This window comes from Streptomyces meridianus (assembly GCF_023703325.1).
Taxonomy (GTDB): Bacteria; Actinomycetota; Actinomycetes; order Streptomycetales; family Streptomycetaceae; genus Streptomyces; species Streptomyces meridianus.
Map to the genome: position 1 here is coordinate 1 of NZ_JAMQGM010000068.1, position 12,863 is coordinate 12,863.

Below are 12,863 nucleotides of genomic sequence, written 5' to 3' on the forward strand. Positions count from 1 at the left end.
GCCCGCCACCGGCTGGGTGCGGCCGCCCGACGACCGGCACGCCGCGCCGGTCGTGCCCGGCGTCCCGCCGCCCGCTCCCGCGACGGACGTTCCCGCGGCTCCGCCGGTTCCGGCCGAACCGCAGGCGGCGCCCGTCCCGTGGCGGCCCTGGCGGTTCCGGATGTCGAACGATGTCTGGGGCACCCCGGCCGTCGCCGGTGACCTGCTGTACGTGACCTCGTTCGAAGTGCATGCCCTCGACGTGGCCTCCGGGCGTCGCCAGTTCAAGACCCGAGACGTGGCGTGGGCGATGGAGATCGCCGACGGGCGCATCCACGCCTCCGACGGCCCCACCCTCTACGCCCTGGACGCCCTGGACGGCAGCGAGTGCTGGCGGCTGGCGGCCGACGGCTGGGTGTACTCGCTGAAGGCCGGCCACGGCACCGTCGTCACCGGCACCCGCGGCGGCGGCGTCCAGGCGTGGGACGCCGCGACGGGCGAGCGGCTGTGGGAACTCACCGGCGCCCAGGACGACTTCGAGACCCCTGACTCCGGACCGGTCGTGCACGAAGGCACGGTGTTCGTCTGGGCGGACGGCCGGCTGCGGGCGTTCGAGGCCCGCACCGGACACGAACGCTGGTCGTACCCGGTGGGCGACCCGGCCTCCTGCGGCGGCGTCCCGATCCGGATGCTGCCCGCCCCGGACGGCGTCGTGTACGTCGCGGCGGGGACCCGGGTGCTGGCCATCGACATCGCGCGGGGCGACGTGCGCTGGCGCTTCGAGGCTCCGGCCGTCTTCCTCAGCCCGCCCGCCTACGCCCCCGGCCCGGCGGTCACCGGCGGCGGCGTGTACCTCAGCGACTACCTGGGGACCGTCTACGCCCTGGACGCCGCCGACGGCCGAGACCGGTGGCGGATCGCCACCGAGGCCCGGCAGTCGACCGCGCCGGTCCTGCTCGCCGCCGGTTCGGTGCACGTGGCCAGCGGCAGCGCGCTCTACACGCTCGACACGGTCACCGGCACCCCGAAGTGGCGCTTCGCGGCCCAGGGCGAGGTCATCGGCTCACCGGTGACGGCCGACGGCCGGATCCACTTCGGTGCGGCCGACCACTGCCTCTACACCCTGGACGCCGCCGGGGGCCAGCTGCGCTGGAAGCTCGCGACCGGCGGGGAGATCACGGGCGAGCCCGTGGTGGCGGGCGGCGTGGTCTACGCGTGCAGCAAGGACCGCTGTGTGTATGCCCTGGACGCTCTCAAGGGAACGGGGCTGGCCCGCCCGGCCGCGGGCCGCCAGTGACCCGAAGCGTTGTTCACGCGGGTCACGGCCGGCCGTGCAGCGGGCACCTGACGGGCGCCCTCACCTCACTGCGGCGGGCCGCCTCCCGGGTCGTGCGGACCGCGCCGGCCGTGCGGGGGCGGCTGCACCGGGGGCATGGTCCGGGTCTCGTCCGGGTCCACGGGTGGCATGCCGTACGGCGGAGTGGCGTCCTGCGGGGGTCCCCCGGGCGGCGGACCACCTCCCGGCGGCGGATACCCGCCCGGACGGGGCTGCGGCGGAGGCTGCCCGTACCGGGGCGGCGGCGCCTGGCCGTAGGGGTGGGGGCCCGGCTCGTACGGCGGCGGGTACTCGTCCTCGTACGGTCCGTACGGCTCGTGCGGCGGGGGCCCGTACTCGTCCTCGTGGAGCCGGCTCCTGGGCCGCCGGCCGCGCATGACCAGGGCGCCCAGCAGGATCAGCAGGCCACCGCCGGCAGCGAGGGCCGCACCGATGCCGACCCCGCCGGTCCCGCCGATCGTGAGGCTGCCGACCGCCTGCCCCTGACGGACCATCCAGAGCACGGTGAACCCCAGCACCACCACGCCCGCCACCGCCACGACGGCACGGGACCGCAGCAGGATCCCGATCAACGTGATCAGCGCGCCCGCCAGCATCGGCAGCAGCATCGACGTGAAGAGGTCGGCGTCCACGGTGGTGATGCCGCCGAACAGGTCCTGGATGCGGATGTCCTGTCCGGGACGGCCGTCGTACCAGGCACGGAAGGGGCTCCAGACGGCGGCCGTCGCTCCGGCGGCGGCGAGCAGGGAACCGATGAGATTACGGACCATGTGCGGGGATCACCTCGCCTCGGACGCCCTCTGCCGACGACGCTACGCCCGCGACCGGAGCCCCGCCAGAGGAGGGCCGCCGGGCCCGGGGGCGCCCCACGGGGCCCGGCGGTCCTCCGCGGGTCTCAGCCGGCCTGCCGCTCGGCGGCGGCCGACGCCTGCGCCACGCCCCGGTCGACGATGCGGCTGAACGCGTAGCCGGAGATGTCCTTGCCGGCCCGCAGCGCGGCGGTGTCGGATGCGGTCACAGCCGCACCGGAGAGGTATCCGGAGACCGTGAAGTAGGCGTACCGGCCGTAGGAGTTGGCCGACAGCCGACAGGCCGTCGCCCGGCAGAAGGACGGCACCCCGCCGCCGGAGAGCGACTGGATGTTGCCCGCGGCCTGCGCCTTGGCCCGCTTGGCCCGGGCCTCGTTCGCGAAGACCGCGACGCCGACGGTCACGGCAACGTCCTTCTTCCGGTACGTCGCGCGGATCACCCGGGTGCAGCCGTTGCCCGTCAGCACCGCGGCCAGCCGGGAGGAGGCGGCCGCAGCGCAGTTCGTCGTCGAGCCGCTCGGGCCCTTGGCGTACGTGCCGCCGCCCAGCGTCAGCCGTCCGCCCGGGAAGAGGGTGTCGGCACTCAGCGGCGCGGTGTCCTTCCGGGCGTCGGCGACGAAGTCGTGCGGGTTCGGTGGCGGAGGCGGGGACAGCTCGGAGAACGACGGCTCCGGCTGCGCGGTCTCGCTGGGCAGGCTCTCCGGCGACGGCAGGCCGCTGGGCTTGCCGTCGTCCCGGCCGGATCCGATCACGGCGGTGGCGACGATCCCGCCGATCGCCAGCGTGGCCAGCACACCACCGCCGATCAGCATCCACCGGCGGCGCCGGCCGCGCGCCTCGGCCTCTTCCGCCAACGCCGCCCAGTCGGGGGCCGACTCGTGTTCTCCGCCCGGGCCGAAAGGCCCCCCTTGCCCAAAGCTCATGCGGCGCATCTTAGACGGGCACGCGGGCTCGTCCGAGGGGCCGTCCGGGAGTTCCCGTCCGGTGCGCCCCCGGGAAAACGGGTTGGCTCCGCGCGGGTCCTTGGCGACAATCCGCTCCATGGGTCACGTCGAGGTCGCACACGTCGAGTACTACCTGCCGGACGGGCGGGCCCTGTTGGGTGACGCCTCGTTCCGGGTCGGCGAGGGCGCGGCAGTCGCCCTGGTCGGCGCCAACGGCGCGGGCAAGACCACGCTGCTCCGGCTGATCTCCGGCGAACTCCAGCCGCACGGCGGCTCGGTGACGGTCGGCGGCGGCCTCGGGGTGATGCCGCAGTTCGTCGGTTCCGTCCGGGACGAGCGGACGGTGCGCGACCTGCTCGTGTCCGTCGCCCAGCCGCGGATCCGCGAGGCCGCCGCCGCGGTCGACGCGGCCGAACTCGCCATCATGACCCGGGACGACGAGGCCGCACAGATGAGTTACGCCCAGGCGCTCAGCGACTGGGCGGAGGCGCGCGGGTACGAGGCCGAGACCGTCTGGGACATGTGCACCACCGCCGCGCTCGGCATCCCGTACGAGAAGGCGCAGTGGCGGGAGGTCCGCACCCTCTCCGGGGGCGAGCAGAAGCGCCTGGTCCTCGAGGCGCTGCTGCGCGGTCCCGACGAGGTGCTGCTGCTCGACGAGCCGGACAACTATCTGGACGTGCCCGGCAAGCGCTGGCTGGAGGAGCGCCTGCGCGAGACCCGCAAGACGGTGCTGTTCGTCTCGCACGACCGCGAACTGCTGGCCCGGGCGGCGCAGAGGATCGTCAGTCTGGAGCCGAGCCCGGCCGGCAGCGACGTCTGGGTGCACGGCGGCGGCTTCGGCACCTACCACCGGGCGCGCAAGGAGCGCTTCGCCCGGTTCGAGGAGCTGAAGCGGCGCTGGGACGAGGAGCACGCGCGGTTGAAGGCCCTGGTGCTGCGGCTGCGGCAGCAGGCGGCGAACAGCCCGGACATGGCCTCCCGCTACCGGGCGATGCAGACCAGGCTGCGGAGGTTCGAGGAGGCCGGTCCGCCGCCGGAGCCGCCGCGCGAGCAGGAGATCACCATGCGCCTCCAGGGCGGGCGCACCGGAGTCCGCGCGGTGACCTGCGAGCAGCTGGAGCTGACCGGCCTGATGAGGCCCTTCGGCCTGGAGGTCTTCTACGGGGAGCGGGTCGCGGTCCTCGGCTCGAACGGTTCCGGGAAGTCGCACTTCCTGCGGTTGCTGGCCGGGGACGACGTGGCGCACACCGGCCGGTGGAAGCTGGGAGCCAGGGTCGTCCCGGGGCATTTCGCGCAGACACACGCGCATCCCGAACTGGAGGGGCGCACGCTCGTCGACATCCTGTGGACCGAGCACGCCCGGGACCGCGGCCGGGCGATGTCGGCGCTGCGCCGCTACGAGCTCGAGCGCCAGGGCGACCAGCCGTTCGAGAAGCTCTCGGGCGGGCAGCAGGCACGGTTCCAGATCCTGCTGCTGGAGCTGGCCGGCACCACAGCCCTGCTGCTGGACGAGCCCACCGACAACCTGGACCTGGAGAGCGCCGAGGCGCTGCAGGAGGGGCTGGAGGCGTACGACGGGACGGTGCTGGCGGTGACGCACGACCGCTGGTTCGCCCGCGGCTTCGACCGCTTCCTGGTGTTCGGTGCGGACGGCACCGTTCGCGAGTCCGACGAGCCGGTGTGGGACGAGGGCCGGGTGGCCCGGGCCCGGTAGGGGACCGGCGGCCGGCCGGTCCGGACGTGCCACCCCGCTGCCACCCCCTGTGACATGCGGCTCAGCGGCGCCTCGGGCCCTGTGCGGGGGCCCGGCAGGTGTTTTGACCCGCGTGGGACGGCCCGGTATTCTGCAGGTTCGTTATGCGTATTGGCTTGCTCTATCTCACGTGAGGGGCCCTTACGCCGGTCCACCGGGCCGATGACCAGCGGCAGGCATGCGGGTTGCGTCCCCGCATGCCTCAAGGGCTGTCGTGATCGTCCGGGTGGCCTTGTACAAGGACCCGTCCTCCGGACCCTCCGGGCCCGGGGGAGACCCCCATCACTGAAGAAGCGAAGGCTACGACCGTGCGTACGTACAGCCCCAAGCCCGGCGACGTCCAGCGTCAGTGGTACGTCATCGACGCCACCGACGTTGTTCTGGGTCGCCTGGCCACTCAGGCCGCCACCCTTCTCCGGGGCAAGCACAAGCCGGTTTATGCGCCGCACGTTGACGCTGGTGACTTCGTCATCATCATCAACGCGGACAAGGTGCACCTCTCCGGCAACAAGCGGACCCAGAAGATGGCCTACCGCCACTCCGGTTACCCGGGTGGTCTGCGCTCCGTCCGCTACGACGAGCTGCTGGAGAAGAACCCCGAGAAGGCCGTCGAGAAGGCCATCAAGGGCATGATCCCCAAGAACACCCTGGGCCGTCAGGTGCTCTCCAAGCTGAAGGTCTACTCGGGCTCGGAGCACCCTCACGCTGCGCAGCAGCCGGTGCCGTTCGAGATCACCCAGGTCGCGCAGTAGTCCCGGCCACCCCCAAAGACGAAAAGAATCTGAGGAGCATCGTGGCCGAGACCACCCCCGAGACCGTCGTCGAGAACGAGGTCGAGGAGTACACCACCGAGAGTGCCGCGCCGTCGGAGTTCACCTCCGAGTCGCTGGCGTCCCGTTTCGGCGACCCGCAGCCGGCTGCCGGCCTCGGGCGTCGCAAGAACGCCATCGCCCGTGTGCGCATCGTGCCGGGCAGCGGCAAGTGGAAGATCAACGGTCGCACCCTTGAGGACTACTTCCCCAACAAGGTGCACCAGCAGGAAGTCAACGAGCCCTTCAAGGTGCTCGAGCTCGACGACCGCTACGACGTCGTCGCCCGCATCTCCGGTGGCGGCGTCTCCGGCCAGGCCGGTGCGCTGCGCCTGGGTGTCGCTCGTGCGCTGAACGAGGCGGACGTGGAGAACAACCGCGCCACCCTCAAGAAGGCCGGGTTCCTGAGCCGTGACGACCGTGCGGTCGAGCGCAAGAAGGCCGGTCTGAAGAAGGCCCGTAAGGCGCCGCAGTACAGCAAGCGCTGATCGCTCGCTCATCGTCGACCGCCCCGGCGGCACTCCGTGTGCTGCCGGGGCGTTCGTCTATGAACAATCAGGAGCGTAAACAGAGGGAAACGCTCAGGGATTGGCTCGTTTCGAAAGCAACTCGGAGGACACCAGTGGGACGACTCTTCGGCACGGACGGCGTGCGCGGTGTCGCCAACGCGGATCTGACGGCTGAGCTCGCGCTCGGTCTGTCGGTCGCGGCGGCGCATGTGCTCGGCGAAGCGGGCACCTTCGAGGGCCACCGGCCCACCGCGGTCGTCGGGCGGGACCCCCGGGCGTCCGGAGAGTTCCTGGAGTCCGCCGTGGTCGCCGGCCTGGCGAGCGCGGGCGTGGACGTGCTGCGTGTCGGTGTGCTGCCCACCCCGGCCGTCGCCTACCTCACCGGCGCGCTCGGTGCCGACCTCGGTGTGATGCTCTCCGCCTCGCACAACCCCATGCCCGACAACGGCATCAAGTTCTTCGCCCGCGGCGGCCACAAGCTCCCCGACGAGCTCGAGGACCGCATCGAGACGGTCTACGAGGAGCACCGCTCCGGCGAGCCCTGGGAGCGGCCGACCGGCGAGGGCGTGGGCCGGGTCCGGACCTACGACGAGGGCTTCGACAACTACGTCGCCCACCTCATCGGCGTGCTGCCGAACCGCCTCGACGGGCTGCGGATCGTCCTGGACGAGGCGCACGGTGCCGCCTCCCGGGTGTCCCCGGAAGCCTTCGCCCGCGCCGGGGCCGACGTCGTCGCCATCGGCGCCGCACCCGACGGCCTCAACATCAACGACGGCTGCGGCTCCACGCACCTCGACCAGCTGAAGGCGGCCGTCGTCGAGCACGGCGCGGACCTCGGTGTCGCCCACGACGGTGACGCCGACCGCTGCCTCGCGGTCGACGCGGAGGGCAATGAGGTCGACGGCGACCAGATCCTGGCCGTCCTCGCCCTCGCGATGCGGGACGCCGGCGGGCTGCGGAGGAACACCGTGGTCGGCACGGTGATGTCGAACCTCGGTTTCAAGCAGGCCATGGAGCGCGAGGGCATCGACCTCGTCCAGACCGCGGTCGGCGACCGGTACGTCCTCGAGTCCATGAAGGAGCACGGCTACGCCCTCGGCGGCGAACAGTCCGGGCACGTGATCATCCTCGATCACGCCACGACCGGCGACGGAACCCTGACCGGTCTGATGCTCGCCGCCCGGGTGGCCGCCACCGGACGCTCGCTGGCCGACCTGGCCTCCGCCATGCAGCGGCTCCCGCAGGTGCTCGTCAACGTCCCTGACGTGGACAAGAGCCGGGTGGAGACCTCCGAGCTCCTCGCCTCTGCCGTGGCCGACGCGGAGCGGGAACTGGGAACCACCGGCCGGGTCCTGCTCCGGCCCTCCGGGACCGAACCGCTGGTGCGGGTGATGGTCGAGGCCGCCGACAACGACCAGGCCCGGTCGGTCGCGAGCCGGCTGGCCGACGCGGTGAAGTCGGCGCTGGGCTGACCTTCCGGATCCCGAGGAGGCCGCGGACCCGCCGGGGGCCGCGGCCTCCTCGGCGTCCCCCGGACGCGAACCCGTCGCCGGACGCGCCCAGGGCCCCGGCTTCCCGCCTCCCAACGTCCGGATGCTCCGTACGGACCACAGCCGCTCCGGCGGCCGTGTCGACGACCAGCGCGTGGTCACGGATGCCGTTTGCTGCTGGGAGCCGCACGAAGGAGGGCCTGTGGCGAACGTGCTGGTGGCGGACGACGACGCCGACATCCGCGACCTCGTGACCTTCAAACTCACCCAGTCCGGCCATGAGGTCGTCGCGGTGGAGGACGGCCCGTCGGCGCTGGCCGCGGCCCGGGAGTCCGCGGTGAACCTCGTGCTCCTCGACATCCGTATGCCCGGCATGTCCGGACTGGACGTCTGCCGGGAGCTGCGGGCCGAACCGGCGACCTCGGGACTGCCGATCATCCTGCTCACCGCGCGCTCCCAGGAGGGCGACGTGGAGAGGGGGTTCGCCGCCGGAGCCGACGACTACATCATCAAGCCGTTCAGCCCGCGGGAGCTGGCGAGCCGGGTCCAGGCCGTTCTCGGCCGGGCCGGACAATGACGACCGTCCTCACCAGCTCGGTCTTTCTGCTCTGCACCCTGCTGGCGGTCATGGTGTTGGGGCTCCTCGTCGTCGTCATCCGATCGATCCGCCTGCTGGAGGAGCGTCTCCGTGCCGCCCGGGCCGCGCCGCTGCGGGGCCTGTTGATCGAGCTGGTCTGCGAGGACGACGAGGAGGAATCGGCTGCCCTGCGCCGGCTCACCGGACTTGATCAGCGCCGATGGGAGGCGCTCGAGCCGACGGCCGCCGCCATGCTGGGCAAGGTGACGGGACGAGGCCGGGATGCCCTCGTGGAGCTGTTCGAGCGGCGTGGCGCCGTCGAAGGGGCTCTCGCCGGTCTGCGGCGGCGGGGAACGCTCCGGCGGGCTCGCTCCGCGGAGCTGATCGGCGAACTCGGCCACGAACCGGCGGCGCCCGCTCTGCTCCCGCTGTTGGACAGCCGGGACCCGGACCTCCGCGCGGTCGCGGGGCGTGCCCTCGGCCGGCTGGGGGACGTCAACGCCGTTCCCGCTCTGCTGGACCGTCTGGACGGCCACCGCAGAATCCCTCCGGCCGTCGCCACGTCGGCACTGATCCGGCTCGGGCCTGTTGCATTGCCCGCGATCCGTGCGGGACTCGGGCATCGCGACGCCGTCGCCCGCGCGGTGGCGCTCGATGCCCTGGCCTCGCTCGGTGACCGGGAGGCGACCGACGTGGTTGCCGGAGTCCTGAGAGACGATCCGTCGCCCGAGGTCAGGGTCCGGGCAGCGCATGCCATGGGCTTCCTGGGAACCCGGGACGCCCTCGAGCCCCTTCTCGACACCGTCGATCCGGCCCATCCGCTCGACCTGCGAGTGGCGGCGGCCGAGGCCCTCGGGATCCTGGGCGCGGTGCGTGCGACTCCACGGCTGACGGCGCTTCTGCGCGACCCGTCCCACCGTGTGGCGGCTGCGGCCGGCGATGCCCTGCTCCGCATCGGGCCCGCCGGGCACCTGGCTCTCGATTTTTCCGCCAGGGGCGCGGACGGACCGCGGGCGGCGGCCTACGCCCGGGCCGCTATTGCCGCGGGCGACCGGGGGACCGGCCCATGACGGAGACGGCGACCGGAGTCCTGCGGGATGTCGTGGACGGGTTCTTCGCGGTCACCGACACGGCGATCCTCTGGTACTTCCTCGTCATCAACAGCTGCAACCTGCTGATCACCCTGCTCGGGAGTAGAGACGTGATCCGGACGCTGCGCAGAGCGCCCGTCGCCGGACACGACGACGCCGCAGCGAGCCGCTTCACCCCGCCGATCTCGGTGATCGTGCCCGCTTACAACGAGGAGGCCGTCATCACCGAGGCGATGCGGGCCATGCTGCTGCTGCGCTACCCCCGCTTCGAGATCGTGGTCGTCGACGACGGTTCCACCGACGGGACACTGGAGCGTCTCCGGGAGGCGTTCGACCTCGTCGAGGTGGAGCATGTCGTGCCGCGGGAGATCCCCTCGAGGGGGGACGTCGAATCCGTCCACCTGCCCCGTACCAGCTCCCTCCCGCTCGTCGTCGTCCGCAAGCAGAACGGGGGGCGGGCCGACGCGCTCAACGTCGGCATCGACCTCGCCCGGTACCCGCTGGTGTGCATGGTGGACGCGGACTCGCTGCTGGGCCCCGAGGCGCTCCTGTCCGCGGTCAAACCGCTGATGGACGATCCGACGCGGACCGTGGGCTGTGGCGGGGTCGTGGGCATCGCCAACGGCTGCGTCGTCAGGGCGGGCCGTGTCGTCGAGGTCCGCATGCCCCGCGAGTCCGTCGTCCGGATCCAGACCATCGAGTACCTGCGGGCCTTCCTCCTCGGCCGGACCGCATGGTCCAGGCTCGGAGGGCTGCTGATCATCTCCGGTGCCTTCGGGGTGTTCCGGCGGGAGGCCGTCGTCGAGGTCGGGGGGCTGGACCCCGACTGCATGGGCGAGGACGCCGAACTGGTCCTCAAGCTGCACCGGAGCATGCGCGACCGGCGCCGGGACTACCGGATCGTCTTCGTCAGCGAACCGATCTGCTGGACCGAGGCACCACCGACCGCCCGGATCCTCGCCCGGCAGCGCCGTCGCTGGCACCGCGGCCTCACCGAACTCCTCCTCAAGCACCGGCGCATGATCGCCAATCCCCGGTACGGCCGCATCGGACTGCTGACCCTGCCGTACTACGTGGTCTTCGAACTCCTGGCTCCGCTGATCGAGGTGGCCGGTCTCGTCCTGGTGCCCTTGGGCGTGGCCCTCGGTGCCGTGAACGTGGCCTTCCTCTGGCACTTCCTGCTCCTGGCCTACGGCTTGGCCATGGTGGTGAGCCTGGTGGCCGTGGCCGCGGAGGAGTTCGCCTTCCACCGTTTCACGAGGTGGCGGGACACGGCGGACCTCATGGTCGCCTCGCTGATCGAGAACCTCGGCTACCGTCAGTTCCTCGCGGTCGCGCAGTTGCGCGGCATGTGGGACGCCCTGCACGGCTCCCAGCAGGACTGGGGCGTCATGACCCGCAAGGGTTTCGCCCCGGCCGGATCGAAGCAAGGGGGAGAGCGGTGAAGCGGCCCGCTGGCGGCCGTGCCCGGGCCGGAACCGGCCGGAAGGTGCCGGTTGCCCGGCGCCTGGGGACGGCGTTCGGTCTGGTGATCTTCCTGATCGTGTTCGTGGGAGCCGGTTCCCTGGTCACGGCTTGGTACGAGGACCGGACGGTCGCCGAGCTCACCCAGCGCGTCGGACCGCTGCGGGACTCGAACGTGCTGTTGCGCACCTCGCTGGGCGAGACCCAGCGCTCGCTGCGCAACTACCTGCTGCTGGGGGACCCGGCCGAACTGCGGGCGTACCGGCGGGCGCGCAGCGCGCTGCCGGATGCGTTCCGGGAGGCGCGCCGGCACGACGTGCCGGGGACCGCGCGGAATCTCGATCTCCAGCAGCACCAGGTCGACGCCTATCTGCGGGAGGCCGCGCCCGAGACGGCGATGCGGCCCGGAAGCCCCCAGGCCCTGGACCTCGCAGGCCGGCTGGGGACGTCCTTCGCGGTCTTCCGGTCGACGAACGAAGCCCTCGACCGCCGCCTGCTGCGCGACGTCGACCACCTGCGCAACCGCACCCGGAGCACCGTCCGGGTGACCGCGGTGGCCACCGGCGCCCTCGTCGCCGCGACGGTCGCCCTTGCTCTCCTCGAGGCAATGCGCACCACCCACTGGCTCGTCCGGCCCCTCGAGCAGGTCCGGATGACCCTCGCCCGGCTCACCGCGGGCGACCACGCCACCCGGGCTCCCGCCGTCCCTCCGGCCGAGATCGACGACGTGGCCGGTTCGGTCAACGCGCTGGCCGACGAGACCGACCGGCTGCGGGCGCTGGAGGAGGAGCGGGCCCGGCTGGCCGCGGCGTCCCGGCACGCCGGACGCCGCATCCGCACCCACCTCGGCGCCGACGCTGTGCTCCGCGAGGCCGCGCCCGCGATCGGTCTGGGCATGCGGGCCGACCACGTGCTGATCCTCCTCTCCGGGGAGGACGCCGGGGCCGTGCCCGTCGTGCAGGCGTGGAACGCCGAACTCGGCCTCGTGCCGGAGGAGGAACTGCGCCTGCTGCCGCCCCTCCCGCCCGACGCCGTCCCGCAGCCCACCGGCAGCGGCGCGACGTTCTGCATCGACGACGTGCGCCCCTACCTCGCCGAGGAGCTGCCGGTGCCGGGAGCACCGGGCTCCTACGGGAGGACGGGAATGCCCGCCGAGGTCCGTGCGGCCGTTGCGGAACTCGGCGGGCGGGCGGTTGCGGTGTCGCCGTTCAGCCCGAGCCGGGAGGTCGACGGATGCCTGATCCTGCTGCGGACCCGCCCGGACGACGTCTGGGGCGACGTGGAGATCCAGACCCTGGAGTCCATGGCCACCGACGTCGGACGCGCGCTGCTGCACTCTCGGCTGTACGAGCAGGAGGGCCGGCTGGTCGAGGAGCTGCGGGCGCTGGACCGGGCCAAGTCGGAGTTCCTGTCGACGGTCTCCCACGAACTCCGCACCCCGCTGACCAGCATCGCCGGTTACGTGGAGCTGATGCTGGACGAGGACACCGGAGAGCTGACACGGCACCAGCGCAAGGCGCTCGACGTGGTGGAGCGCAACACCGTCCGGCTGCAGATGATGATCGAGGACCTGCTCACGCTCTCCCGCATCGAGTCGGGAGAGTACAAGGGCGTCAAGCAGAACATGGACGTGTGCGGCACCGTCCGGGCCGTCACCGATGCGATGCGCCCGGTCGCGGACGACAAGGGGGTCGAGCTGCTCAGCACCTGCTCGCACGAGCCGCTGACCGCGAACGCCGACCCCCACCAGCTCGACCGCATGCTGATGAACCTGATGTCCAACGCGGTCAAGTTCACGCCGAGCGGGGGCCGGGTGACCCTGCGGGGCACCCGGCGGAACGGCGATGTGGAGCTGACCGTCCGGGACACCGGCATCGGCATCCCGGAGGCGGAGCAGAAGCACCTGTTCACCCGGTTCTTCCGGGCGTCGAACGCCTCCGGGCTCGCGGTCCCCGGAACGGGCCTCGGCCTGGCGATCGTGCGGACCATCGTGGACAACCACGGGGGCGACCTCAGGATCGAGTCGCGCGAGGGCGAGGGCACCACGGTCACCGTGCGGCTGCCGTCGGCCGGGGTCGGCTGACCGCAGGCCGGCGGCG

General features: G+C 72.4%; 11 protein-coding genes. 9 read left to right on the forward strand and 2 right to left on the reverse strand.

Annotated elements, in window-relative coordinates:
- A partial coding sequence (locus M1E25_RS24685; protein ID WP_251419385.1) for an outer membrane protein assembly factor BamB family protein occupies positions 1-1,276 on the forward strand: 1,276 nt, incomplete at its 5' end.
- Between the two features lie 65 nt (positions 1,277-1,341).
- Here M1E25_RS24685 and M1E25_RS24690 read toward each other — a convergent pair.
- Both M1E25_RS24690 and M1E25_RS24695 read right to left on the reverse strand, forming a co-directional pair.
- Complete coding sequence (locus M1E25_RS24690; RefSeq protein WP_251419387.1) at positions 1,342-2,085, reverse strand: hypothetical protein; 744 nt, start codon at positions 2,083-2,085, stop codon at positions 1,342-1,344.
- A gap of 125 nt (positions 2,086-2,210) precedes the next feature.
- Positions 2,211-3,047: a hypothetical protein gene (locus M1E25_RS24695; RefSeq protein WP_251419389.1), complete on the reverse strand. Its 837-nt coding sequence runs from the start codon at positions 3,045-3,047 to the stop codon at positions 2,211-2,213.
- Between the two features lie 118 nt (positions 3,048-3,165).
- Here M1E25_RS24695 and M1E25_RS24700 point away from each other — a divergent pair, with 118 nt between their 5' ends.
- The 8 genes from M1E25_RS24700 (at position 3,166) to M1E25_RS24735 (ending at position 12,847) form a co-directional block, all read left to right on the forward strand.
- Positions 3,166-4,785: an ABC-F family ATP-binding cassette domain-containing protein gene (locus M1E25_RS24700; protein WP_251419391.1), complete on the forward strand. Its 1,620-nt coding sequence runs from the start codon at positions 3,166-3,168 to the stop codon at positions 4,783-4,785.
- A gap of 347 nt (positions 4,786-5,132) precedes the next feature.
- The gene (gene rplM, locus M1E25_RS24705) at positions 5,133-5,576 is read left to right on the forward strand and encodes a 50S ribosomal protein L13 (RefSeq protein ID WP_251419393.1); all 444 of its coding nucleotides are present in this window, start codon (positions 5,133-5,135) and stop codon (positions 5,574-5,576) included.
- A gap of 41 nt (positions 5,577-5,617) precedes the next feature.
- Positions 5,618-6,121, forward strand: a complete 504-nt coding sequence (gene rpsI, locus M1E25_RS24710) for a 30S ribosomal protein S9 (RefSeq protein ID WP_251419394.1) — start codon at positions 5,618-5,620, stop codon at positions 6,119-6,121.
- Positions 6,122-6,255: 134 nt separating this feature from the next.
- Entirely contained in the window at positions 6,256-7,614 is a 1,359-nt protein-coding gene (gene glmM / locus M1E25_RS24715; RefSeq protein WP_251419395.1) for a phosphoglucosamine mutase, read from the forward strand.
- 220 nt (positions 7,615-7,834) lie between these two features.
- Positions 7,835-8,209 (forward strand): response regulator transcription factor, encoded by a 375-nt coding sequence (locus tag M1E25_RS24720; protein WP_251419397.1) that lies wholly within the window; start codon positions 7,835-7,837, stop codon positions 8,207-8,209.
- A complete protein-coding gene (locus tag M1E25_RS24725; protein ID WP_251419399.1) occupies positions 8,206-9,279 on the forward strand; it encodes a HEAT repeat domain-containing protein in 1,074 nt (357 codons plus the stop codon). The genes M1E25_RS24720 and M1E25_RS24725 overlap by 4 nt, the downstream gene beginning before the upstream one ends.
- On the forward strand, positions 9,276-10,745 hold the full coding sequence (locus M1E25_RS24730) for a glycosyltransferase family 2 protein (protein WP_251419401.1): 1,470 nt from the start codon (positions 9,276-9,278) through the stop codon (positions 10,743-10,745). Before M1E25_RS24725 ends, M1E25_RS24730 begins: the two co-directional genes overlap by 4 nt.
- Positions 10,742-12,847 (forward strand): ATP-binding protein, encoded by a 2,106-nt coding sequence (locus tag M1E25_RS24735; protein ID WP_251419403.1) that lies wholly within the window; start codon positions 10,742-10,744, stop codon positions 12,845-12,847. The genes M1E25_RS24730 and M1E25_RS24735 overlap by 4 nt, the downstream gene beginning before the upstream one ends.
- Positions 12,848-12,863 lie beyond the last annotated feature (16 nt).